Below are 23,289 nucleotides of genomic sequence, written 5' to 3'. Positions count from 1 at the left end.
ATCGCTAGATTAGCCAGATGAAGAAGATGACGATCATCGCCACCTGGAAGACGATCTTCGCCACCGTGCTGGTGAACAAGCCTACGAGCGAGCCCCAGCCGACGAGCAGCGCCTTCTTCATATTCGATCCGCTCACGAGCTCGCCGAGGAAGGCGCCGGCGAACGGGCCGATGATCAGGCCGAAGGCCGGAATGACGAACGGACCGATGATGACGCCGATGGTGCTGCCCCAGACGCTTGCCTTCGATCCGCCGAAGCGCTTGACGCCCCAGGCATTCACCACGTAGTCCGCTATGAACAGAATGATGACGATGATCGTCTGGAAACTCCAGAACCACCAGCCGAACGGCTCGAACGAGAAAAACCAGCCGTAGACGAAGAAGGCGAAGTAGATCGCCAGCGCTCCCGGGAGAATCGGATAGACGGCACCCGCGAGACCGACCGCGAACAACGCGATGACAAGCACCCAGCCCAGAATATCCATTCGGAGATCACGCCTTTAAAATATAGTTTTGAATCACTTGCGCCACGCCGTGCTCGTTGTTCGTGCCCGTCACCGCGTCGGCTTCCGCCTTGACGGCGTCCTGCGCATTGCCCATCGCGACGCCAAGACCCGCTGCGCGGATGGCCGCCAGGTCGTTCAGACTGTCGCCGACGGCTACGGCCTCGGAGATGTCGCAGCCGATCATGCGGCATACCTCTTCGATCGCCGTCGCCTTGGTCACGCCCTTCGGATTCACCTCGATGTTGAACGGCGACGAGTTGGTGAGCTCGAGGCCTTCCCACGTCAGCAGCTCTTCCCACAGCTTGGCGACGACCGACGCGTCTTCGTCGTAGTAGCCGAACTTGAGCCACGTGCGCGAATACGTATCGTCTACCCATTGTTCCCTGTTGTAGATACCGTCGGTCGCATACGCCCAGAACCACGCGACCGGCAGCCGCTCCGCGAGCATGTGCAGCTTCATGATCTTGTCCGTATCCAGAGAGACGCGCCTGTGGATGCTGTGCGGCTTGGACCAGACCTCGCCGCCGTTGACCGTGATCATCGGCGAGTCCAGCCCGAGCTGCTCCACGATCGGCAGCGCCGTCGGGAATCCCCGGCCGGTCGATGCGATGACCGTCACGCCGGCTTCCGTCGCCTTGCGGATCCATTCCTTGTTGGTATCGCTGATCTCTTGCCTGTCGTTCAGCAGCGTCCCGTCCAGATCGAGCGCCAGCAGCTTGTACTTGACCACCTAGCCTACCACTCCTTCTGATGTCGGCCGCAGCCTGCTTGCAATCTAAGTCATTCTAACATAATAAGGGGGTAAAAAACGACAAGCCCCGTCCCGCCGCTTCGCTGCGGCTGAACGGGGCGCGGCGGGCGGCATCCCGCCCGCTAGGTCGGTCAATCAAGGCTGCTGCGTCATGTCGATCGCCGCGTTCGTCCCGAGCGGCGGTCTCGGACCCGCGTCCGTCAGGCCGACCTCGGCGTCGTAGGCGTCGAAGATCTTGCGCGCGATCGGCGCGGCGCCCCAGCCGCCGTAACCGCCGTCCGGCACGATGACCGCGACCGCGAGCTTCGGCTTATCCTGCGGGGCGAAGGCGATGAAGACCGCGTTCTCCACGAATTTGCGCTTGCCGACACCCTGCTGCTGGGACGTGCCGGTCTTGCGGTAAAAGTCGTAGCGCACGTTCTCGAAGCCCTGCACGCTGACCTGCGCCATGCCGTTCTCGATCGTGCTCCAGTATGAATCCGGCAGCTTGACCTCGTTCAGCACCTCCGGCTTCGTCGTCGTCACGACGTTGCCCTCCGCATCCGTCGTATGATCGACGAGCAGCGGCTTCATCCGCTTGCCGTGGCTCGCGAGCGTCGCCGCATATTGCGCGAGCTGCAGCGCCGTGTACTTGCCCTGCTGTCCGAAGGAAGCGTAGATCATCGCGGACTGGTAGCTGTCCCGCGTCGCGCTCGTGAAGTAATCCACGATGCCCGGGGATTCCTTCGGCAGTCCGCTGCCGGTTTTCACGCCGAGACCGAACTGCTTCATGTGCTGGTCCCAGATATCGACGCTTTTTTTGCCTTTGCGCAGATAGAGCTCGTTGCCCACCATCTTCGCCATGAACGCGTTCGAGGACTTGGCGATCGCCTTGGTCGGCGTGAGCGAGCCGTTGTAGGCACGGCCCGCATTCTGTACTTCCGCTTGGCCGTCGCGTCCGAACTGGAAATAGCCCGGATCCGTCCAACTGGACGAAGGCGTGATGACCTTTTCCATCAGTCCGGTCAGGATCGTCAGCGGCTTCTGCGTCGAACCCAGCGGTACGAGAGAGGTCGGATGCTGCGAGCGTTCCTTGGGATCGGCGTACGGCGGAAATACCTCCCGGATCGCGCCGTTGCCCATCGCCGGCGTGATGGCGTCCAGTTCCTCTTGGCTGACGCCGCCCTGCCAGATGTTCGTGTCATAGTCCGGCATGCTCGCCATCGCCACCACCTTGCCCGTGGCCACCTCGATCGCGACCGCGTACCCCGTCGTCGGCTGCGCGTCCTTGAGCGTCTTGACCGTCGAGGCGCGGGTCGCCGCGATCTGGTCGAGGATGGCCTGCTGCGCGGTAAGCTGGACGTTGCGGTTGATCGTGAGGAACAGGTTCTGTCCCTTGACCGGCTTGGTCAGCTTCATGTCGCCGACGATCCGGCTCATGCTGTCGATCTGGTAGGACTTGTAGCCGTTCTGGCCGCGCAGCTCCTTCTGGTACATGAGCTCGATGCCGTCGTAGCCGACATCCTCCGTGTCCAGATACTTCAGCACGGGGTCCGATTGGTCTTCGTTAATTTTTTTGTAAAAGTCGAGATTCTCCTTGGCGCCCTTCATCTTGGCCATATAGCCCACCAGCTGGGCCGCGACCCGATCGGGGCTGTACTGGCGGATGCTCTCCTCGACGATCTCGATGTCCGGATACTCGTCGCGGTGCTCGCTGAGATAGGCGATCTCTTCCTTGGTCAGTCCCGACTTGATCCGGCGCTGCTGGAACGGCAGATGCGTCCTGCCCTTGACGTCCATCGCCTTCACGACGTCTTCCGCGGTCAGCGGTTTCGCCGTCTTGTCGCCGAATTGTCCGAACAGCTGCACGAGCTTGGCCGCGAGCGCCTCCGCCGTGTCCTGCTTCATGCCCGTCTTCAGCGTAAAGTAGAGCGACTGGGTCGAGATCGAATACGCGATCGGCAGTCCCTTGGAATCGTAAATGTTGCCGCGGATCGGCGGGATGGATACGCCCTTCGTGATCAGGCTCGTCTGGCGCTCCTTGAGGCTCGGGCCCTCTACGAACTGGAGATAAGCGAGCCGGACGATCAGCATGGAAAACAGGAGAAAGGTGAGCATGAAAAAAACGTTGAGCCTGATGCTGAAGTGGCGGCGGTTGCGGAATTCCTTTTTTTTCTGCTCTTCTGTCTTGACTTGGGCGTTCATCTCGAAGCTTCCCTCCCGGCTCGGACTCCCTCCTATTCTAGCACAAATAGAGTCGCGGAGCAGGGGCGGACGACCTGCTCCGGAATGCCCCGGCGGGCGAAAATGACCTCTCTACTTAACCCCCAGCGTCAGACGCACGATGCTGCTGTCGAACTCGCTGCCGTCCCATACGGCATAAGCCAGCGCTTGGCCGGAAGGACTCCACGCCGTCTGCGCGTTCTCGACGTCCACCGCGATCCGCGTAGCCTTGTCGGTCAGCAGGTCGTAAACATACAGGCCATTCCCGCTCGTTCCGCCCGCAGCCCCCTTTAGGCTATAAGCGATCAGCCGCTGGTCCGGCGACCAGGAGACGCCGCCGAGTTCCGTGCCTTGGGCTATGACTTTGGGATGAGCGCCGTCGGCGTCGTACATCGTCAATGTCTTTTGGGAATCGTTATACTGCAGCGCCAGCATCTGATTGCCGTCCGGAGAAGGCAGCAGCGTCGATACGCGCGCAAGATTCAAAGCGGTCCGCTTGTTCGTGGCCAGATCCAGCATGTGCAGCGATTCGTCCGCGTTGGCGTTGTAGTAGATCTTGCCCTTCATCTGGCGGACGATGATCAAGCCTTCTGCGGGAAGGCCTTTTACCGCCTCGATCTGCCCGTCCGGGCTCGCCGTGTAGGCCCCGCCGCCGTAGGCGGCGCCGATTGCCTTGCCGTCGTCGGTCCAGTGCGCGCTCATCGCGCCCGCGGTCGGACCTCCGGCGATGGCGAACGACTTCATCGTCTCCAGGTTCAGTACATGATACGCGGGGTCGCCCAGCGAGTATTCGCTGTAGAGCAGATGCTTGCGATCGGGAGACAGCTCGCCGTCTCCTAAGAACGCGTCTTTCCGTTCGACGAGCGGCTCGAAGGCCTTGGTACCGAGATGGTACCGGTACAGGCTGCGCGGATAGGCATCCGACAGCTCCGCCAAGCTCATCTTGCCTAACGCTTCATTGGCTTTGATCGCTACCGCCGTCTCGTCGTCGAGCCAATCGGTAATCGCGACGTGCTCGTGAGGTTCGATCGCGTCTATGGAGATATCGAGCGCGCCCGTCTCCCGGCCGGCACTGTCGATCACCGTTATCGTCTTGCCCGGCTCCTTGATGACCTCCCGGTTGCCGGCCTCCTGGTCGCTGCATGCGGCGAGCGCCATCAGCAGCGCCGGAACGACGACCGCGTTTTTGATTCGATTTGCCTTCATTTGAATCGCCTCCTTGCCATACAATTTACCAACCGATTGTTGATAAAGTACGGCCGGATATTTCGAAATTGTAAACAAAGTTATCGAATTTGATCACAGTTTAAGAGCTTCCGCCGCCCCAAGCCGGATACGCGATTCTGAAGGTCGTCCCCTCCGCATCCGATCGCACGAGCGCGATGGAGCCCCCCTGCGTTTCGGCATACCTTTTAGCCAGCGCGAGTCCCAGTCCGGCCCCGCCGCTTTCCCGGGACCGGTTCTTGTCCACCGTATAAAAAGGCTCGAATATTTTATGCGCGACGGCTGGCGGAATGCCGATGCCCGTATCGGCGATCTCGATGACGACCTGCCCGTCCCGCTCCTCGCATTTGACGCCGATGCGCCCCTTGGGCTTGTTGTACTTGATGGCGTTGTCCAGCAGATTCACCAGCACGATCGTGAAGCTATCGCCGTCGGCTATCGCCGTCGCCTCCGACAGATCCGTTTCCATACGGAGGCCGAATTTGTCCATCTTGCCCTTCAGGCTGCCAAGCACCGACCGGATCGCATGACGCACATCCACCTTTTCCTTATTGAACTCAAAGTCGTATTTCTCCAGCGCGGACAACTGCAGCACCTTTTCGACCATCTCGTACAAGCGCTGCGTATCGCCCTCGATATTCGTCTTGGCCGTTCGCAGCAGCGCCTCGTCGTCCGGATACATGTCCATCAGGTCTAGATAAGCTTTGATCGACGTTAACGGCGTTTTGAATTCGTGCGTGACGTTGCCGATGAACTGCTTCTGTTGCCGGTCCAGCCGGGACAGCTTGTCGACCGCCAGCTTCAGCTTCTCGCGTTCCTCGTCCTTGTCCCGGATCGTGCGCCGGATGCGTTCGCTCATCATGCGGATCCCTTCGCCGAGCTCGCCGATCTCGTCCTTCCGCCTGAGACGGATCGTGTCATAGCTGCCCTCCCTGATCCGGTTCACCGCGCGGTTCAGCTTGATGATGCCGCCGGAGAGAGAATTAAAATAGATATAAGCCAAAATAAAACTGAGAAAAAACGTGCCTGCGCCGATATATACAAAAAGCCTCTTGATCTGATCGTAAAAAACGGCATTCCCGGCCAGATCGTAATAGAACTGTACGACCCCTACCTGCTCGTCGCCGACGCGCAGGGGAGCCAGGTAATATAACGCGTTTCCTTCGACCAAGTAAGCCGTCTTATCGTCCAGCGCGAATGCCAGCGTTCGGCGGATGCCGTCCGACAGCGTGCCGGAACGGTTTTTAAACAGCGCCTTGCCTGCCAGGTCGTACAGCTCGACGGTCTGTCCGCTGATCCATTCCAGCTGTCCGGCAAATTCCTCTCCCTTGGACGAGAGATACGTCTCGGGCACCTTGATCGACCCGGTCATCAGCGACTGGAGCAAGTATAGGTTCGCCGTAGAAGCTTGCTGGGCCAGATACTGTTCGACCTGCGCGCGCTGGTTTTTCTGAATCCCCTGCAGCACGAGCAGACTCATGACGATGACCGTCAACAGCAGCAGCGCGGCCAGAAAGACGCTCGTTTTGATTTTAATGCTGATTCTCAAAGCCCCCGCCTCCCGCGGCTTTATAACCGATCCCGTGCACGGTCTGGATCAATTCGCTAAACGCGGCGCCAAGCTTCTTTCTCAGCCGCTGTACGTGGATATCCACGGTCCGCGTACCGCCTGCAAAGTCCATTCCCCACACCAGGTCCAATAGCTGCTCCCGCGTGAATACTTGACCGGGCCGGGCGGCCAGCTGCGCGAGCAGATCGAATTCCTTGGGCGTCAGGTCCATCTGCCGCCCGCCGGCCGTCGCCCGCCGTTTACCGATATGCAGCGCGACGCCCCCCAGTTCGATCTGCACGGGCTCCTCTTTTTCTCCGGCCGCCTGCATCCTTCGCAGCAGCGACTTCAATCGCGCCAGCAGCTCCCGCATGTCGAACGGCTTGGTCATATAGTCGTCCGCGCCCAGCTCCAGCCCGAGTACCTTGTTGACGATATCTTCCTTGGCCGTCAGCATGATGACGCCGATCCGCCCTTTACTTTGCAGCTTCTTGAGAATATCGTAGCCGTCCAGGCCGGGCAGCATCACGTCCAGGATCATGGCGTCGGGGGCGAATAAGCTAAGTCTTGCAAGCGCCTCGCCGCCGTCATGGACCACTTCGACCTCATAGCCCTCCCTGCGGAGGGCATAGGCGATCGCCTCGGCGATTTTACGCTCGTCCTCGATCACCATCACTTTTTCGCGCATCGACCGATTCCTCCGTTCCGCATCTGCTGCGCCGCAGCCCATTGGGCGCGTTTGGCATTAAACGATCATTCGTTTTCGCCAAATATCGTATTGTAGTTGGGCGTCATTGTAAAGGAAAGCCATATAAAAAGCCCCGCCCGACGGCCGGTTCTCGCGAGAGGCGCCGGTCGGCGGGCGGAGCTATTCGTTCCTGCGATTTGCATTTGCTTGAACCAAGACGGCTCCCGAATCAATTCCCCGTCGCCGTCTTATCCGTCTTCGCCGGCCCCGCATCCGTCAAGCCTACAGCCGCGTCGTACGCGTCGAAGATCTTGCGCGCGATCGGCGCCGCGCCCCAGCCGCCGTAGCCGCCCTCGGGCACGACGACCGCGACCGCGAGCTTGGGATCGTTCGCCGGCGCGTAGGCGATGAACACCGCGTTCTCGACGCGGCCGCCGCCGACGTCCTGCTCAGACGTGCCGGTCTTGCGCCGGAACGAATACTTGAAGTCTTCGAAGCCCTGCACCTTGACCTGCGACATCCCGGTCTCGATCGTCTGCCAGTAGCTCGACGGGAAGTCGATCCGATTGAGCGCCTGGGCCTTGTAGTTCTGCACGATGTTGCCGTCCGTGTCCTCGATGCGCTCGACGAACTGCGGCTTGAGGCGCGTGCCCCGGCTCGCGAGCGTCGTCGCGTACTGCGCCAGCTGCAGCGCGGTGTAGCGGCCCTGCTGCCCGAACGACGCGTAGATGAGCGCAGACTGGGCGCTGCCGCGCTTGGACTCGATATAATAGTTGACCGAGCCTTTGGACTCGCCGGGCAACCCGCTCTGGGTCTTCACGCCGAGCCCGAATTCCTTCATGTACTTGTCCCAGACGTCCAGGCCCTTGGTGCCGTCCCGCATATAGAGCCTGTTGCCCACCATGCCCGCCATGTAGGCATTGGAGGAGTGGGCGATCGCCGAGGAAGGCGTCAACGTGCCGTTCGCCGCGCTGCCCGCGTTGCGGACCCTCGTCTCGTGGCCTTCGCGTCCGAACTCGAAGTAGCCCGGATCGGGAAACGTCGAGCCCGTGGTGATCAAGCCTTCGTTCAGGCCGAGCAGGATCGTGAGCGGCTTCTGCGTGGAGCCCAGATTCACGAGCGAGGACGGATGCTTCTTGCGTTCCTTCTCGTCCTCATAAGGCGCCTGGACCTCGCGGATCGCGCCGTTGCTCAGGTAGAACTGGAACTGCTCGTAATTCTTTGCGCTGATGCCGCCCTGCCACATGTTCGCGTCGTAGTCTGGCATGCTCGCCATCGCGACCACCTTGCCCGTCTTGACCTCCATCGCCACCGCGTATCCCGTCTTGGCGTTGGGAGCGCGCTCCTGCTTGTTGTTCGACGTGCGGATCTTCTGGAGATGCTCGGTGATCGCGGTCTGGGTCGCCAGCTGCACGTCCTTGTTGATCGTCAGGAACAGATTGTCTCCCTTGACGGGCTTGGTCAGCTCCATCGGGCCGATGATCTGACTCTGATTATTGACCGGATACGACTTGAGGCCGTTGCGCCCGCGCAGCTCGGTCTGATACATGAGCTCGAGACCGTCGAAGCCGACATCCTCCGTATCCAGGTACTTAAGCGTGGGATCGTCCTGCTCGTCGTTGATATCTTTGTAAAAATCGAGCGAAGTCGCGCCCGACAGCTGCTTCATATAGCCGACGAGCTGGGTGGCCACGCGATCCTTGCTGTATTGGCGTATGCTCTCTTCGACGATGTCGACGCCCTCGAACTGGTCGCGATGCTCGCTGAAGTAGGCGATCTCTTTCTCCGTCAGCCCCGACTTGATCCGCCGCTGCTGGAAGGGATAGTGAACCTTGCCCCCGAAGTCCATGTCTTCGAAAATCTCCGCCGCCGTGAGCGGCTCCTCCGCGGGATCCCCATACTGCTTGAACACCGCCTCGATGCGCGAGGCCAGCGCGAGTCCGGCATCCTTTTTGGTGCCCGGCTCCAGCGTAAAGTAGAGCGACTGCGTCGACGTAGAGTACGCGATCGGAAATCCCGTCGCGTCGTAAATGTTGCCGCGGATCGGCGGGATCGACACGTTTTTGGTCGCCATCTGGTGCTCCTGCTGCTTCAGGCTCGGCCCGTCGACGAACTGCAGGTAAGCAAGCCGAATGATCAGGACCGAGAACAATCCGAATACGGTGAAAAAGAAAAAGTTCAGACGAATGCTGAAGTGGCGGCGGTTGCGGAGCTCTCTCCGCACCGCCTCTTCCGTCAGCTTGTCGCTCATAAGGCAGATCCTCCTGTGATGCTAAGCGCGTTTTAACCACTATCCACTCGCAAACTAACGTACTCGGCGCTATAGCGGAACTTTTTTCCGCTATCCGCCCGCAAACCCTGTTACTCGGCGCCATAGCGGAACTTTTTTCCGCTATCCGCCCACAAACCCTGTTACTCGGCGCCATAGCGGAACTTTTTTCCGCTATCCGCCCGCAAACCCTCTTACTCGTCGCCATAGCGGAACTTTTTTCCGCTATCCGCCCGCAAACCCTGTTACTCGGCGCCATAGCGGAACTTTTTCCGCTATCCGCCCGCAAACCCTGTTACTCGGCGCCATAGCGGAACTTTTTTCCGCTATCCGCCCACTAACCCTGTTACTCGGCGTCATAGCGGAACTTTATTCCGCTATCCGCCCGCAAACCCTGTTACTCGGCGCCATAGCGGAACTTATTTCCGCTATCCGTCCGCAAACCCTGTTACTCGGCGCCATAGCGGAACTTTTTTCCGCTATCCGCCCACAAACCCTGTTACTCGGCGTCATAGCGGAACTTTATTCCGCTATCCGCTCAAGCGGAGCGGATATGCGTGTCGTCGAAGCGCGGCGGATTGAACCAGTCGCCCGTACGGGCCCAGGTCGAGTCGAGCGGGATCCACGCGCCGCGGTCGCCGAGCAGCACCTCGTTCCAGGCGTGCGGCCCATATCCGCCTTGGCCGTCGTAGCCTTGCCCCGTCACCACCCGCACGTTCAGGCCGACCGACCGCGCCATGGCCGCGTACAGCCGCGCGTAGTCGATGCACACGCCCTCGCGCGTGCGGAACGTGTCCTCCGGCGACTGCTCGCGCCACTCCCCGCGCTGCTCGTAGGCTTCGGCCTTCCCGTTGTCGTAGGCGACGCGGGTGCCTACCCACTCGTACAGCGCCCGCGCCTTGGCCTCGTCGCCGTCCGCGCCAGCGGTCACTTCCTTGGCAGCGCTCACGATGTCGGTCGGCAGATCCGCGTCGATGATGTCGTAGCGCTTCTGCCACAGCTTATCCATCTCGCCCTGCATCGAGGCGGCCAGCACCGGCAGCCGCTCCGTCAGCAGATCGCCGGCGGCGGGCTTGATGATCTGCGCGGCGGCTTCGCGATAGAGCCCGGATTGCTCGATGTACTGGGCGAACACGCTCTGCGGCGACAGCGCGCAGTAGGCGAACAGGACGGCGGTCACGAGGATCGCCCGTCCGCCGCCCAGCGCGGCGCCGATCAGGCCGCCTACGGTCCGGCTCACGGGGCCCCCGCCCGGCACAAGAACAAAAGGCGCGGCGCCCACGCGAATGAGCAGCGAGGAAACCGTGCCGAGCAGAGAGCGAAGCAGCAGGTAGGCAATCAGAAACAGTACGGCAAAGCGCAGCAGCGGGAGATCCCGCACGCCGGAAAAAGCGGTGTAGCCGAGCTGGCGCCACGTCGAAGCGTCGGCAGCGGGCATGGCCCAGCTGCGCGCCTCGAGCCAGCGCTGAACGGCGGGCGACGCCGCCGACGCGCACCACGCGGCCGCCCCCATCGCGAGCAGCGTCAGTATCGCGCCCGACAGGAACAGGAACAGCTGCTTGGCGGAGCCCTTGGCGCCCCGCCGCATGCCTTGGAGCAGCGACACCGCGACGAGCGCCAGCAGCGCTAGGGTGACGAAGTTCCCGTCGAGCCAGCTCATTTCGATGCTTGGAGCGCCGTCGTCACGAAGTCGCGAACGGGCCCTTCCATTTTCCACGTACCGAGAGACACGCTCCGGAACTTCACGTCCACCTCGCCCGAATTCGGCGTGCCCGTCAATTCCAGATTCGGAGATTTGACGAGATAGGTGCCGTCCGGGTTCAACGTATACGTCGCGTTCTTGGCCTCGTCGGCCATCGCCTTGGCCGCTTCGTCCTTCACGGCCGACGTGGCCGTCTCTACGACTTGCCCGCCGATCTCCTTCAGATCATTCACCGTATAGCCGCCGTAGACGACGACGCCGACGATGACCGCCGCGGCGAGCACCCACTTCAGCACGGTTTTCACCACGTTCAATATGACCAGCAGCGCGACGACCGCGATCAGGATCAGCACCCAGTGATCGGTGACGAACTGTTTCCAGGCTTCGGGCTCGAAGCTCATAAGGATCTCCTCCATAGCTATAAATCTGTACTCTATTATACTTTACAGATTTGCCCCGCGTAAAACCCCGGACTTAGGACCGGAATTTAAATTCCTGCTCGCCGCGACGGCGCCGATCCAGTAAGCGGCGTCGACGCCCCCGGTCAGCACCGCATCCGTGACCGCCCAGCGCATCATCATTCCCGGAAGGAAGCAGGTCGCGAAGCCGATCGGCAGATACAGCCGTCCGAATAGCGAATTGCGCATCGTATAAGCCTGCACGAACGCTAGCGCGCTGATGAACAACCCGCACACAAGATAGACTGCCAGCAAATAGAATATGCTCGCGAGGCGGTCGCCATGCGAAAAGTAAACAAGCGCTTCCCTCCGGCTCAGCGCGATGCCCGCGGCCATCAGCGCCAGCAAGCTTCCGGCGGCGCGCAGCAAATACACTTTCAAGCCCATTTTTGGCGCGAGGTTCCGCGATCCCGGTCATATCCTCGGCCAAGCCGGCGTACAAGTAGATTAACGTTTTAGGCGCCTGTCCGGCGTCTTTGGGAAAATGGAGGCGAACGCCGGTGAGAATGGCGATCTGGCTGTACTTGTTTTTATTCGTCGCTTTCTTCGATCTGCACGCCCAGTACCCGATGCTCACCCCTTTCGCCGTCTCCCTCGGCGCCGCGCCCTCGTTCATCGGGCTCGTGATGGGCATGTACTCGCTCACGCACCTGCCGGGCAATCTGATGGCCGGGTATGGCGTCGACCGGTTCGGGAGCCGCTTTTTTATCTCGGCAAGCCTGGTCGGCGCGGGCGTGCTGCTCCTGCTGCAATCTAGGGTGACGGATCCTTGGCATCTGCTCTACGTCCGTTCGGTAAGCGGGTTCGTGCTGGCCTTCCTGTCGCCTGCGTGTCTGTCGCTCCTCGCGAAGCTGGCGCGGGATCAGGTCCATCGCGGCAAGCTGATGGCGGGCAACGGGCTCGTCCATACGATCGCGTCCGTCGTATCTCCTGCCGCCGGCGCCTACCTCGCCGCCAAGGTCGGCTTCGCGCAGTCGTTCGCCATTCTCGGCTGGGGCCTGCTCGCCACCGGCTTGCTGTCGCTCTGGTTCGTGCGCGATCCCCGGCAAGCCGGCACGCAGGACGCGGACGGCTTAGCCGGAGAAGCCGCGCTGGCCGCCGGGCACGCCGCTTCCCCCGCGCCCGCGCCGGAAGCTGCCGACACGTCCGAGCCGCCCGTCGCGAGGGGACGGTTCCCTTGGGCCGTGTTCCTGCTGCCGGTCGCTATGGCGTTCGCGCAGGGCATTCTCTCCTTCGAGCTGCCGCTGCGGGCGATCGGGGCGGAAGACGGCGGCGTGCTGACCACCGGCATCCTATTCTCCGTCGTAAGCCTGGGCGCGCTCGCCACGCTGGGCTTGCTGTTCTTGCAGCGGTACCTGCCATATTCGCGCTGCATCGTCGGGGTGCTGCTGCTGGCGCTGGCGTACTACGGGCTCGCTTCGGACTGGCCGTTTCCGATGATGGCGCTGCTCTTCGTCGTCGGCATGGCCAAGGGCGTCATCTTCCCCGCGATGACTTCGTTCCTGCTGCAGCTAAGCGGTCCGGCCCGCTACGGCAGGACGTTCTCGCTCATGGCGATCGCGTCTTCGATCGGCGCATTTCTGGGCCCCGTCGCTGCAGGCGCCCTGCGTGGACATCTATCCCCCTTCTTCCTCTCCTTCGCCATCCTGATGCTGGCTCTCATCGCGCTCGCCCCCAAGCCCGCTTACAAGCAGGGCTGGCATCCCCAGCCGGCAGCGCCGCACGCTTGACGATCGCGGGGACGAGATCGGGGCAGACGCGCGGTCGATGACCGCGAACCCAAACAGACCGCATCCGGATTTCGGATACGGTCTGTTTTTATGCGTTGGACGGAAACGATTAGCGTCACACGGCAGGACGCCCTACACTTCTAAGGCAGACGGTTGTTATCGCAATGCGATGATAAGGATGCGCCGCATCCTTATTCCGCGCAGATTCTGGCGCAATGCCCATATAGCGCTGCGCCACATCCCTATTCCGCCCGGATCCTGGCGCAGCGCCCATATAACGATACGCCGCATTCTTATTCCGCGCAGCCCTCGGCGCGAACTGCAAATAGCGATGCGCCGCATCCCTATTCCGCGATGTCCCTCATCGCTCTTTAAACCCGCGCCGCCGCCCGCCTGTCATTCCGCTTGCGCTATATTCGCCCAAGCCTTTACCCCGTCCCCCGCTCCTCCTTGCCCTGGGAATGCAGGTACAGCTCCTCGTAGTAGCCGTGCTGCTCGAGCAGCTCCGCGTGGCTGCCCGCCTCCACGATGCGGCCGCCGCTCATGACGATGATGCGGTTCGCCCGCATGACGGTCGACAGCCGGTGCGCGATGACGAGCGTCGTCCGCTCCCGCGACACGACCCGAAGCGCGCGCTGGATCAGGTGCTCGGTGTAGGAGTCCAGATTGGCGGTCGCTTCGTCGAGGATGAGGATCTTCGGCTTGAACACGATGATCCGCGCGAACGAGATGAGCTGCCGCTCGCCCGCGGACAGCCCGCTTCCCCGCTCCGACAGCATCGTGTCGTAGCCGTCCTTGAGCCGGCCGATGAGATCGTCCGCCCCGACGAACCGGCAGGCGCGGATGACCTCCTCGCGCGTGACCGCTTCGTCGAACATGCGGATGTTGTCGACGATGCTGCCCGAGTACAGGTACGGCTCCTGCTGCACGAGCCCGACCAGCCGGTGCAGCGACGTCTGCGGGAGCGATCGGATGTCCGTGCCGTCGATCCGGATATCCCCCTCCCATACGTCGTAGAATCGGCACAGCAGGCTGATCAGCGAGCTCTTGCCGGCGCCGGTCGTGCCGACGATGCCGATCATCTCGCCCGGCGCGATATGCAGATCGAGGTCGTGCAGGACGGGCACGCCTTGCTGGTAACCGAACCGGACATGGTTGAAGTCGATCCGTCCGGTTACCTGATCATGCGCCAGCAGCCGCGTCTCCTCCGCGTCCTCGATCTCCGGCTTGACGGCGAACAGGCTCCAGATGCGGCCGACCGAGACCGTCGTCGACTGCAGCGTGTTCCACTGCGACGTGATCGTGCTGATCGGTTGGAAGAATTGGCGGATGTACGTGATGAACGCGTACAGAACGCCGAATTCGATCGCGCTGTTGAACACCGCTACGCCGCCCAGCCAGGTGACGAGCGCGATGGACAGACTGCCCAGAATGTCGAACGACCGGTTGAACAGCACGTTGGTGCGGATCTCGCGCAGGTTGGCCTTCAGGTACGTCCGATTGTTGTCGGTGAACCGGTTCTGCTGCTCCCGCTCCTGATGGAACGCCTGGATCAGGTTCATCCCCGCCAGATTCTCGGCCGCGAACGCGATCAGGCGCGACAGCGCCGCGCGGGAGATCTGGTACGTCTTTCTCATATAACTCCGGAACCCGATCGCGATGAGCGCGATGACGGGCAGCAGAATCAGGCAGTACAGCGTGAGCCGGACGTCGAGCTGGAACATGATCGCGATGATAAAAATAAGCGTCAGACCGTCGCGCACGAGGGAGAGCAGCACCTGCGAGAAAAACTGGTTCAGCGTCTCCGTGTCGCTCGACACGTTGGTGATCAGACTGCCGCTCGGCATCCGGTCGAAAAACGACATCGACTGCTTGCCGATATGCGCGAACAGGTCCTTGCGGATGCGGCCGATAATGTTCTGGCCCAGATATTGAAGCAGATTGTTCTGCAGATAAGTAAATAGAAAGCCGGACAGCGCAAGTCCCAGATAGATCGCGGAAATCGTGAGCAGCGCCCCGTAATCGTCCCGGCCCTTCAGGATATTGTCGTCGATGGCGACCTTGACCAGATACGGCTGCGCAAGATCGGCCGCGATGGCGAGCACGGTGCAGCAGAAGACGAGCAGAAAACGAAGCCTGTACGGCCGGACGTAGCCGAACAAGGCGCGGAAGGCGGCCTTCTGGTCGGCGGGCGCACGGTTTTGCGTTTGCGCGGCCTTCTGGTCAGCGGGCTGTCGGTTCTGCATCCTCGCGGCCTCCCTCCTCCTGAATGGCGTGCAATGTCGCGTACAAGCCGGCTTGAGCCAGCAGTTCGAGGTGCGTGCCCCGCTGCACGATGCGTCCTTCGTCCATGACGACGATCTCGTCGGCGTGCTTCAGCGCGCTGATCCGATGGGCGATGATGATCGTCGTCTTGCCCTTGCGGGCCTTGCGGATGCCGTCGATGATCCGCTTCTCCGTGACCGCGTCGACGGCGCTGACGCTGTCGTCCATGATGAGCACCGGCGCGTCCTTGATGAGGCCGCGGGCGAGTCCCGTACGCTGGCGCTGACCGCCCGAGAGCGTGACGCCCCGCTCGCCCAGCCTCGTGTCGAAGCTCTCCGGCAGCTCGGCGATGGAGCCGTAGATCTGCGCCTGCTTGGCCGCCTTTTCCACCGTGGGCAGCTCCGTATCCCGCTTGTAAAAGGCGATATTGTCCCGGATCGTCGTGCTGAACAGGAATCCTTCCTGGGGCACGTAGGCGATCTGATCCCGCAGGCTCTCGAGCGTGAGCTCCCGGATGTCCGCTCCCGCGACGCGGATCGTGCCCGGCGGCGGGTCGTACGCGCGCAGCAGCAGCTTGACGAGCGTCGTCTTGCCGCTGCCGGTCTTGCCCAGTATGCCGAGCGTGCGGCCCGGCGCGATATCGAGGCTGATATCGCGCAGGGAAGGGCGTTCGGCGTCCGGATACGCGAAGCTCAGATGGCGGATGGCGATAGGCGCCCGGTCGAGACTGCGGTGCCGCGCGCCGTCCGTCTCACGGATATCGGGCTCTACCGCCATCAGGTCGCCGATCCGCTCGAGCGACGCGCGCGAGCGCTGCATGGTGTTGATGACGTTGCCGATCTGCTGCAGCGGCGCGACCATCATCCGGATATACAAGGTGAGCTCGACGAAGTTGCCCAGCGTGATGGTATGCCGCATCGTCAGATACCCGCCGTAGGCGATCGTCACGATCATGGAGATGGCGCCGAGGAAAGGAATGATCGCCTGGAACAACGAGGAGACGCGCACGAGACGCAGCTGATTGTCGCGGATGCGGTCGACCGTCTCTCCGAACCGCCGGTTCATCGTCTCCTCGGCGGCGAACTTCTTGGTGACGCGGATGCCGCCGAACTGCTCCTCCGCGGACTCCGTCATTTTGCCGAGCGAGTCCTGCACGTTCAAGGAGCGCTTGCGGATGACCGGACCGAACCGCGTTACGATCCACGGAATGAGCAGCAGCGGCAGCACGCAGACGAGGACAAGATACAGCGGAATATCGCTGAGCGTCATCATGACCATCGCCGACAAGATCAGGATCGTCGCGTTGGTCGTCTGGTTGATGCCCATGGAGATCGATTCCCGGACGGCGGTGACGTCGTTCATCACGTAGCTGAGCAGCTTGCCGACGCCGTTTTTCGAGTAGAAGCGCTCGCTCAGCGTCGTGAAGTGCGCGAACAGCTTTTTGCGCATATCGAATTCGTACAACCTCCCGAGCCGCATGACAACATACTGACCGGCGCCGGCCAGCACGCCGAACCCGACCCCGACCGCCAGCAGTCCCAGGCTGTAATCGACGATGGCGTCGTGAGACAATCTCCCTTGCTGCAGCCGATCCGTGAAGCTCCCGAGCAGGCGGGGATAGTAGGACTGGATCGCGTTGCCGGCCGAGATGAGCAGAATCGCGAGGCCGTAGACGCGCCACTTCGACTTGATATAATCCCTGAGCATCCGCTTAGGCTTCAACCTGCATCACTTCCCGGTATGAGATGGTCCTGCGTATAGGCCTTATTCTAAAACTTTTTGAGAGCGGTCTCAAACGCGCCTCCGATTTCATCTCCGCTTAGGATGCCCGGGCCTTGTGGTACAATAAAGCAAACATGGACGGCGGGGACCGGCCTCGAGCCGGTTCCTCGCGATTCGAGGAGGCGCGGGCACTTGGACATCGCCATCATCGTCGAAGGAAAAAACGATCGAAGCCGGCTTGCGCGCGTGCTGGTCCCCGAAGTGCCGATCCACTGCACCTTCGGCACGCTCGGCACGAGCCGCATCGAGGCGCTGCGCAAGGCAATCGGCCGTCGTCACGTGTACCTCTATATGGATAATGATTCGTCCGGGCGGCGTATTCGCGGCGTTCTGCGCGACGTGTTCCCGGATGCCGACCATATCTACACGAGGCGCGGCTACGCCGGCGTCGAGGGCACGCCCGAGGAATATCTGATCCAGCAGCTGGAGAAGGCAGGTCTGGAGGACTTTATCCTGTATCCGGCTCCCGAGACCGACGGGTGGACAGAATAGAAGTCCGCTTACTCTGCGCGCGACTAGCCTTGACCGGAGCTATCGCTAGATGTAAAAACACCCCTTGGCGCCGCCGACGGCGTGCCAAAGGGTGTTTTTTGTCGAACTACAGGAGCTTCTTGACCTTCTCGTATACGTCCTCGGCGGTCGCCGAATTCGGAATGCCGGACGATTCGGGGAGAATCTGCTCGCGCATGCGTCCCTTCTTGTCGACGAGGACGATCAGATTGGCGTGGGAGAAAAACCCGTCCGCGTCCTTGACCGCGAGCAGCCCGTACTTGGACGCGAGGTCCGCCGTCTCGGCCTCGTCGCCGCGCAGGAACTTCCAGCCCGCGTAGTCCGCTTCGAACTTGTCTCCGAATGCGCGCAGCACCTCGGGCGTATCGCGAACCGGATCGATCGTGATCGAGACGATGTCGACGTTTTTCCCGAACTGGCCCTCTTCCTGGAACTTCTTCTGAACCTGCGAGAGCATGAACGTCGTAGGCGGGCAGACGTCGGGGCAGTTGGAAAAGAAGAAGTACACCAGCCGCACCTTGCCGTCCAGCGAGCTCATGCTCACTTCTTTGCCGTCGATGTCCTGATAAGTAAAGTCGGGCGCGGCTCCCAGATCGGGCAGCTTGTCCGCCTGCTGCTGGCGGATGAGCAACCAAGCGATCAATACGAGCAGCAGCGCGAACAGCGCCAGGGAAAAGCCGTAGCGCACGTACCAGGGCTTGACCGGCGGCTTGGGGGTCAGAGGAACTCCCCCGGAGGGTTGGGCGCCGCCAGGCGTGCCGGCGCTCTCGAACTCTTGAGACATCTACGTTACACTCCGTTCGTATCGAGTATCATGACGAGGAACATGATCATCAGGTAGTTGACCGAGAATAGAAAATCCGTCTTGGCCCACTTCTCCGTATCCTTCGCGACGAGGCCCGAGATGGCATGGATGAGCCAGGCCCCGACGATGACGACCGACAGCACGAGATAGTAGATGCCGACGTAATCGTACGTGTACATCAGGATCGAAGCGACCAGTAGCAGCACGATGTACGGTATCATTTGCCACTTGGTGCGCATGATCCCCTTCACGACCGGCAGTACGGGGAAACCCGCGGCGCGGTATTCCTCTACGCGGCGGATCGTGAGCGACCAGAAGTGCGGCGGCTGCCAGAGGAACAGCAAGGCGAACAGGATCCATGCGCCCGCATCTACCTCGCCCGTCACGGCGCAGTATCCGATCACGGGGGGCATGGCGCCCGAGATCCCGCCGATCGACGTGCTCCAAGTGGAGGTGCGCTTGAGCCATACCGTGTAGACGACGCCGTACACGAACATGCCCAGCAGTCCCAGCCAGCCGCAGAGCGGGTTGACGAGCAGGAACAGCGTGCCTAAGCCCAGAATCCCGAGCACGATCGAATAACCGAGCACGAAGCCTGGCGTCAGTCTTCCTTGCGGAAGCGCGCGGTCGCTCGTACGCGACATCTTCGTATCGAAGTCTCTGTCCCAGTAATTATTGAAGACGCAAGCCGCGGCCATCGTCAGCGTCGTCCCGATCAGCATCCAGAGCAGGTCCACCCACTCGATATGCCATCTCGAAGCGACCCAGAACCCGCCAAATGCCGCTACGAGGTTAAGACGGATGATGCGCGGCTTGGTCAGGGCCACAAGATCTTTGAACACGGTGTGCCTCCTTCAAACATAAAAAGCCGCAAGCGGCTGAATCGTTTATCTATTTCCTTCTATTAGATGATAACCAAATATGCACACCTTGACAATGTTCGCGCGCCGCTGTTCATCAAATCGCCACCTGCGCGCCACCCGCCGGACATCGGACCGCCCTCAAAGCGTCAAAATGCGCGCGTCCGTACTGTCACACTTCGCCCATGGGCGCAATACAATGTACGGAGACATTCGCCCAAGCGACCGGCAGGCCTTCAGTGAAATCAAAGCAACGCAACAAAGGCCGATTCAAGTCGCACTGTTTTTTACGTACCGCTGCTATCGGAATGCCCGCTCGTCTATTAACTTCACCCGCGCCCAAGGCGCCCCCCATTAAAAGGAGGATTTTCTCTTGCTCAATCGAATGGCCTGGCCACAAGGAAGCATGCCGCAAATGCCGATGAACGCCATGAACGCCCAGCCGGGCACCGGCGCGATGCCTGCCATGCCCTCCGGTATGGTCGCGATGCCGAACGGATCGATGCCGATGGGCGCCATGCCAAGCGGCATGCCCATCACGAATACCGCAGCGACGTTCATCCCCGTACCGGGCCGCGAGGAGTCGTACGTCGAGAACATCCTGCGCATGAACCTCGGCAAAGTCGCCACCATCTACATGACTTATGAAAACAACAGCGAGTGGAACGCCAAAATATTCAAAGGCGTCCTCGAAGCCGCCGGACGCGACCATATCATCATCAGCGACCCGGCGACCGGCATGCGGTTCCTGCTGCTCACGCTGAACCTGGATTACATCACGTTCGACGAGCCGCTCGTGTATAACCTGCCCTTCGGCCAGGGCGTCAATCCGGGCATGCGGCGCTAATCGGCGCCCGGATCCCGGAGCAGCGGAGCAAAGGTCCATACGCGGATCCCTTCCCGTCCGCCTTTTACCCAAGCCTCCATCTCCGTCCATGAACGCCCTTCGAGGCGTTCTTTTTTCATGGCCGACGCTTCCCGCTCGTCCTTGGGCCTTCTGAGCTCCACAAAGACGCCGGGCTGCTCGCGATTCTCCGCCAGCTCGGCGCCGCGCCATCTCGACGGCGCCTCCCGAACCCAATCCAAGAACCGGTCGCGGCTGGCGGCCGGAACGCTGTATTCGCAAAACAGGATCAAGGACATCGCCGCTTCTCCCCTCATATTTAAAACGTGGCGCGCCCATACTACCGATGCAGCGATATGCGGCTAAACTGCCACAAAGGAGGTATATGGCATGGATTCCGGGACGCATCTGGCGTTCGGGCTCGGACTGGGCGGACTCGCCTTGATCGATCCCGTTATCGCCTCCGAGCCTTACGGCCCCCTCGCCGCCTTCATCGGGACGATCGCGGGCTCCCAAGCACCGGACATGGATACGCTGCTCAAGCTTAAGAGCAATGCCGATTATATCAAAAATCACCGCGGGCTGTCCCATTCTTTTCCGGCCGTCGCCTGCTGGACCGTCCTGATCACGCTCGCGCTGTCGCTCGCCTTTCCAGGCGTATCCTGGTGGCATCTCGGTCTGTGGGTGCTGCTTGCGGTGCTTGTCCACGTACTGAGCGACCTGTTCAATTCATACGGCACGCAAGCGTTCAGGCCTGTCACGCGCAAGTGGGTCGCCTGGAACGTCATCCACATTTTCGATCCGTTCATCTTCGGCGCCCATCTCGCCGCACTTCTCGTTTGGGTGATCGGTTGGGCCAGGCCGAACGTCGTGTTCCCCGCGTTGTACGGGCTCCTCGCCCTATATTATGCCTGGCGCAGCGCGGTTTACCGCAGGCTGTGCGCGCGCATCCCCTCCTGCGATCCGGAGCGGCGGGAAGGCGATCAATACACGCTGCTGCCTACGGTGAACCTGCGCCGGTGGAACCTCGTGCGCCAATCGGCGGACTGCACGTTCGCTATCGGGGAATGGGACCACGGCGCGGTGCATTGGATCGAGCATACGAAGTGCGATATTCACCCGGCCGTGGAAGCTTCCAAAAAGAACAAAGACGTGCAAGCGCTGCTCGCCGTTACGCCCTTCCCCTGCGCGCACGTCAAAGAGCAGGCCTGGGGTTACGAGGTCCGGTGGATCGATATCCGATACCGGCACCGCAAGCAATATCCCTTTGTGGCGACGGTCATGATGGACGCTTCTTACAAAGCGATCCAGTCCTATGTCGGGTGGATGAGCGACGAACGGTTGGAAAAGCGGCTGCGCATGAACGCCTACTGACCCTCAGCCGAGCGGGATGACCTTGGCCGGCAAATGCGTTTCGTAAAAACCATGCGCCAAGACGGCAACTGCCGTCTTTTTCCGTGCGTCCGGACGGACTTTTTTTGCATCCGACGGTTGACCTCGGAGTCGGATAAGCGCACAATAATAAAAGCCCGAGGGTTCTCCTCGGGCTTTCGGTGAGCTAACGGATGTTAGCGGCTGCCACCGGAAAGTTGTTGCTCGGCCATTTGAACCAGCTTCTTGGTGATATAACCGCCAAGGGAGCCAGCGTCGCGGGACGTAACGTTACCGTAATAGCCGTCCGAAGGGATTTGCACGCCCAGGGATTGAGCGGCTTCCATCTTCATGTTTTCCAGGGCTTGACGAGCTTGCGGGACCAGAACTTGATTACGGGAACCGGAGCTATTGCTTGCCATGATTGAAATTTCTCCTTTCGTCCTGCTGAGTAGTGTTGGTTGCAAGCTTGCGTTGTTATTATGCTATGCTCGAAGAAAACTATACTCGGGGGTGAACACATTTTGAACAAACCTTTGGGACTCTTGTTCGCGGTCGTATCGATGCTGCTTCTGCTCGGCACCGCCATCGCGATCGACTATAACGGCTGGCTCGCTTCGGGCCTTGCGGTACTGTCCTTGGCCTTCATCGGCTGGGGCTTCGCCCTCAAGTCCAAGATCGCCAGGCGCCGGGAAATTCAACAGCGTTAAAAATCGAGGAAGGCCCGCATACCCCCGAAGGGACTATGCAGGCCTTTTTTGGTTTCCTATCTTAGCGGCGGCAGGAAGCCCATCGCTTCTTTGACCTCCGACAGCGTCTTCGCCGCGACCGCGCTGGCCCGGTCGGCGCCTTCCTTGAGGATGCGGTGAATCTCTCCCGAAGACCGGATCTCCGCGTAGCGCCGCTGCAGCGGCTCGAGCACGCCCACGACCTGCTCCGCGAGATCCTTTTTAAAGTCCCCATAACCTCTGCCCTCGTACCGGTTCTGAATCTCCTCGATGGACTCTCCCGAGCAGTTGGCGTAGATGCTGAGAAGGTTGCTGATCTCCGGCTTGTTCTGCGGATCGTAGACGACCTCGCGGCCGAGATCGGTCTTGGCGCGCGACAGCTTCTTACGGATGACGTCCGGCGGATCGAGCAGCGCGATATAGCTTCCCGCGTTCGGGTTGCTCTTGCTCATCTTCTTGGTGGCGTCGTCGAGCGACATGATCCGGGCGCCAACCTTGGGGATGTACGGCTCCGGCACGACGAGCGTCTCGCCGAAGCGATGGTTGAAGCGGCCCGCCAGGTCCCTCGTCAGCTCCAGATGCTGCTTCTGATCGTCGCCCACCGGCACCAGGTCGGCCTTGTAGAGGAGGATATCCGCGACCATCAGCGGAGGATAAACGAACAGCCCGACCCCTACCGCTTCCTTGCCGGCTGACTTGTCCTTGAACTGCGTCATGCGCTCCAGCTCGCCCATGTAAGACAAGGTCATCATCATCCATCCGAGCTCGGCATGCTCGTGCACGTGGGACTGGACGAATACCGCCGCTTTGGCCGGATCGATGCCCGCAGCCAGATAGAGCGCGGCTACAGATTCGGTGTTCTCGCGCAGCGCTGCCGGCTCCTGCGGCACGCTGATCGCGTGCAGATCGACGATCATGAAGTAGCTGTCGCATTCATGCTGCAGCGACACGTAATTTTTCATCGCGCCGATGTAGTTGCCCAGCGTCAGCTGTCCGCTCGGCTGAATGCCGGAGAGGACGCGCTTTAATCCTTTTGCCTCGCTCAT

General features: G+C 61.1%; 22 protein-coding genes. 5 read left to right on the top strand and 17 right to left on the bottom strand.

The annotated features are described in order from the left end of the window. Positions 1-4: 4 nt before the first annotated feature. The 10 genes from PQG80_RS05135 to PQG80_RS05090 form a co-directional block, all read right to left on the bottom strand. Entirely contained in the window at positions 5-484 is a 480-nt protein-coding gene (locus PQG80_RS05135) for a DUF456 domain-containing protein (protein ID WP_271750145.1), read from the bottom strand. 7 nt (positions 485-491) lie between these two features. Continuing rightward, complete coding sequence (locus PQG80_RS05130; protein ID WP_271750144.1) at positions 492-1,235, bottom strand: Cof-type HAD-IIB family hydrolase; 744 nt, start codon at positions 1,233-1,235, stop codon at positions 492-494. A 156-nt stretch (positions 1,236-1,391) separates the two neighbouring features. Beyond that, positions 1,392-3,440: a peptidoglycan D,D-transpeptidase FtsI family protein gene (locus PQG80_RS05125; protein WP_271750143.1), complete on the bottom strand. Its 2,049-nt coding sequence runs from the start codon at positions 3,438-3,440 to the stop codon at positions 1,392-1,394. Positions 3,441-3,551: 111 nt separating this feature from the next. Beyond that, entirely contained in the window at positions 3,552-4,664 is a 1,113-nt protein-coding gene (locus tag PQG80_RS05120) for a TolB-like translocation protein (RefSeq protein WP_271750142.1), read from the bottom strand. Between the two features lie 100 nt (positions 4,665-4,764). Continuing rightward, entirely contained in the window at positions 4,765-6,231 is a 1,467-nt protein-coding gene (locus PQG80_RS05115; protein WP_271750141.1) for a sensor histidine kinase, read from the bottom strand. After that, positions 6,215-6,919, bottom strand: a complete 705-nt coding sequence (locus PQG80_RS05110) for a response regulator transcription factor (protein ID WP_271750140.1) — start codon at positions 6,917-6,919, stop codon at positions 6,215-6,217. The genes PQG80_RS05115 and PQG80_RS05110 overlap by 17 nt, the downstream gene beginning before the upstream one ends. Before the next feature lie 229 nt (positions 6,920-7,148). Next, positions 7,149-9,170, bottom strand: a complete 2,022-nt coding sequence (locus tag PQG80_RS05105; RefSeq protein WP_271750139.1) for a peptidoglycan D,D-transpeptidase FtsI family protein — start codon at positions 9,168-9,170, stop codon at positions 7,149-7,151. 556 nt (positions 9,171-9,726) lie between these two features. Then, positions 9,727-10,848 (bottom strand): transglutaminase domain-containing protein, encoded by a 1,122-nt coding sequence (locus PQG80_RS05100; RefSeq protein ID WP_271750138.1) that lies wholly within the window; start codon positions 10,846-10,848, stop codon positions 9,727-9,729. Further along, a complete protein-coding gene (locus PQG80_RS05095; protein ID WP_271750137.1) occupies positions 10,845-11,291 on the bottom strand; it encodes a hypothetical protein in 447 nt (148 codons plus the stop codon). Before PQG80_RS05095 ends, PQG80_RS05100 begins: the two co-directional genes overlap by 4 nt. A gap of 42 nt (positions 11,292-11,333) precedes the next feature. Continuing rightward, the gene (locus PQG80_RS05090) at positions 11,334-11,735 is read right to left on the bottom strand and encodes a hypothetical protein (protein ID WP_271750136.1); all 402 of its coding nucleotides are present in this window, start codon (positions 11,733-11,735) and stop codon (positions 11,334-11,336) included. Positions 11,736-11,848: 113 nt separating this feature from the next. On the opposite strand from PQG80_RS05090, the gene PQG80_RS05085 reads away from it, so the two are divergent. Continuing rightward, positions 11,849-13,078 carry an MFS transporter gene (locus PQG80_RS05085; protein WP_271750135.1) on the top strand — a complete coding sequence of 410 codons (1,230 nt, stop codon included), beginning with the start codon at positions 11,849-11,851 and terminating at the stop codon, positions 13,076-13,078. A gap of 428 nt (positions 13,079-13,506) precedes the next feature. On the opposite strand, the gene PQG80_RS05080 is transcribed toward PQG80_RS05085, so the two are convergent. Then, positions 13,507-15,324 carry an ABC transporter ATP-binding protein gene (locus PQG80_RS05080; protein ID WP_271750134.1) on the bottom strand — a complete coding sequence of 606 codons (1,818 nt, stop codon included), beginning with the start codon at positions 15,322-15,324 and terminating at the stop codon, positions 13,507-13,509. Next, entirely contained in the window at positions 15,302-17,065 is a 1,764-nt protein-coding gene (locus PQG80_RS05075) for an ABC transporter ATP-binding protein (protein ID WP_271750133.1), read from the bottom strand. Before PQG80_RS05075 ends, PQG80_RS05080 begins: the two co-directional genes overlap by 23 nt. Before the next feature lie 192 nt (positions 17,066-17,257). Between PQG80_RS05075 and PQG80_RS05070 the strand changes: the two genes are divergently transcribed. After that, positions 17,258-17,617, top strand: a complete 360-nt coding sequence (locus tag PQG80_RS05070) for a DNA primase (protein WP_271750131.1) — start codon at positions 17,258-17,260, stop codon at positions 17,615-17,617. Positions 17,618-17,723: 106 nt separating this feature from the next. Here the strand turns inward: PQG80_RS05070 and PQG80_RS05065 are convergent, their stop codons facing one another. Together PQG80_RS05065 and cyoE are read right to left on the bottom strand one after the other, a co-directional pair. After that, entirely contained in the window at positions 17,724-18,419 is a 696-nt protein-coding gene (locus PQG80_RS05065) for an SCO family protein (protein WP_271750129.1), read from the bottom strand. Positions 18,420-18,424: 5 nt separating this feature from the next. Further along, on the bottom strand, positions 18,425-19,282 hold the full coding sequence (cyoE, locus tag PQG80_RS05060; protein WP_271750127.1) for a heme o synthase: 858 nt from the start codon (positions 19,280-19,282) through the stop codon (positions 18,425-18,427). A gap of 475 nt (positions 19,283-19,757) precedes the next feature. Between cyoE and gerQ the strand changes: the two genes are divergently transcribed. Then, entirely contained in the window at positions 19,758-20,147 is a 390-nt protein-coding gene (gene gerQ / locus PQG80_RS05055) for a spore coat protein GerQ (protein WP_271750492.1), read from the top strand. Here gerQ and PQG80_RS05050 read toward each other — a convergent pair. Further along, the gene (locus tag PQG80_RS05050; RefSeq protein WP_271750126.1) at positions 20,144-20,443 is read right to left on the bottom strand and encodes a hypothetical protein; all 300 of its coding nucleotides are present in this window, start codon (positions 20,441-20,443) and stop codon (positions 20,144-20,146) included. The two genes, gerQ and PQG80_RS05050, sit on opposite strands and share 4 nt — an antisense overlap. A gap of 91 nt (positions 20,444-20,534) precedes the next feature. Between PQG80_RS05050 and PQG80_RS05045 the strand changes: the two genes are divergently transcribed. After that, complete coding sequence (locus PQG80_RS05045; RefSeq protein ID WP_271750125.1) at positions 20,535-21,518, top strand: metal-dependent hydrolase; 984 nt, start codon at positions 20,535-20,537, stop codon at positions 21,516-21,518. Between the two features lie 194 nt (positions 21,519-21,712). On the opposite strand, the gene PQG80_RS05040 is transcribed toward PQG80_RS05045, so the two are convergent. Continuing rightward, positions 21,713-21,937: an alpha/beta-type small acid-soluble spore protein gene (locus PQG80_RS05040; protein WP_271750124.1), complete on the bottom strand. Its 225-nt coding sequence runs from the start codon at positions 21,935-21,937 to the stop codon at positions 21,713-21,715. 102 nt (positions 21,938-22,039) lie between these two features. On the opposite strand from PQG80_RS05040, the gene PQG80_RS05035 reads away from it, so the two are divergent. After that, positions 22,040-22,225 (top strand): hypothetical protein, encoded by a 186-nt coding sequence (locus PQG80_RS05035; protein WP_271750122.1) that lies wholly within the window; start codon positions 22,040-22,042, stop codon positions 22,223-22,225. Between the two features lie 56 nt (positions 22,226-22,281). Here PQG80_RS05035 and trpS read toward each other — a convergent pair whose 3' ends face one another. Further along, on the bottom strand, positions 22,282-23,289 hold the full coding sequence (trpS, locus tag PQG80_RS05030) for a tryptophan--tRNA ligase (protein WP_271750121.1): 1,008 nt from the start codon (positions 23,287-23,289) through the stop codon (positions 22,282-22,284).

The sequence above is a fragment of the Cohnella rhizoplanae genome (assembly GCF_948329515.1).
Lineage (GTDB): Bacteria > Bacillota > Bacilli > Paenibacillales > Paenibacillaceae > Cohnella > Cohnella rhizoplanae.
The sequence above is the reverse complement of the archived record's forward strand: the minus strand, read 5'-3'. Positions and strand labels throughout refer to the sequence as shown.

Bases quoted from the DNA above. Each gene is read 5' to 3' on its own strand.
- PQG80_RS05105 (WP_271750139.1), bottom strand. From the start codon at position 9,170: ATGAGCGACAAGCTGACGGAAGAGGCGGTGCGGAGAGAGCTCCGCAAC.
- PQG80_RS05100 (WP_271750138.1), bottom strand. From the start codon at position 10,848: ATGAGCTGGCTCGACGGGAACTTCGTCACCCTAGCGCTGCTGGCGCTC.
- PQG80_RS05095 (WP_271750137.1), bottom strand. From the start codon at position 11,291: ATGAGCTTCGAGCCCGAAGCCTGGAAACAGTTCGTCACCGATCACTGG.
- PQG80_RS05090 (WP_271750136.1), bottom strand. From the start codon at position 11,735: ATGGGCTTGAAAGTGTATTTGCTGCGCGCCGCCGGAAGCTTGCTGGCG.
- gerQ (WP_271750492.1), top strand. From the start codon at position 19,758: ATGCCTGCCATGCCCTCCGGTATGGTCGCGATGCCGAACGGATCGATG.
- PQG80_RS05080 (WP_271750134.1), bottom strand. From the start codon at position 15,324: ATGCAGAACCGACAGCCCGCTGACCAGAAGGCCGCGCAAACGCAAAAC.
- trpS (WP_271750121.1), bottom strand. From the start codon at position 23,289: ATGAGCGAGGCAAAAGGATTAAAGCGCGTCCTCTCCGGCATTCAGCCG.
- PQG80_RS05045 (WP_271750125.1), top strand. From the start codon at position 20,535: ATGGATTCCGGGACGCATCTGGCGTTCGGGCTCGGACTGGGCGGACTC.
- PQG80_RS05120 (WP_271750142.1), bottom strand. From the start codon at position 4,664: ATGAAGGCAAATCGAATCAAAAACGCGGTCGTCGTTCCGGCGCTGCTG.
- PQG80_RS05135 (WP_271750145.1), bottom strand. From the start codon at position 484: ATGGATATTCTGGGCTGGGTGCTTGTCATCGCGTTGTTCGCGGTCGGT.
- PQG80_RS05040 (WP_271750124.1), bottom strand. From the start codon at position 21,937: ATGGCAAGCAATAGCTCCGGTTCCCGTAATCAAGTTCTGGTCCCGCAA.
- PQG80_RS05125 (WP_271750143.1), bottom strand. From the start codon at position 3,440: ATGAACGCCCAAGTCAAGACAGAAGAGCAGAAAAAAAAGGAATTCCGC.
- PQG80_RS05110 (WP_271750140.1), bottom strand. From the start codon at position 6,919: ATGCGCGAAAAAGTGATGGTGATCGAGGACGAGCGTAAAATCGCCGAG.
- PQG80_RS05050 (WP_271750126.1), bottom strand. From the start codon at position 20,443: ATGTCCTTGATCCTGTTTTGCGAATACAGCGTTCCGGCCGCCAGCCGC.
- PQG80_RS05065 (WP_271750129.1), bottom strand. From the start codon at position 18,419: ATGTCTCAAGAGTTCGAGAGCGCCGGCACGCCTGGCGGCGCCCAACCC.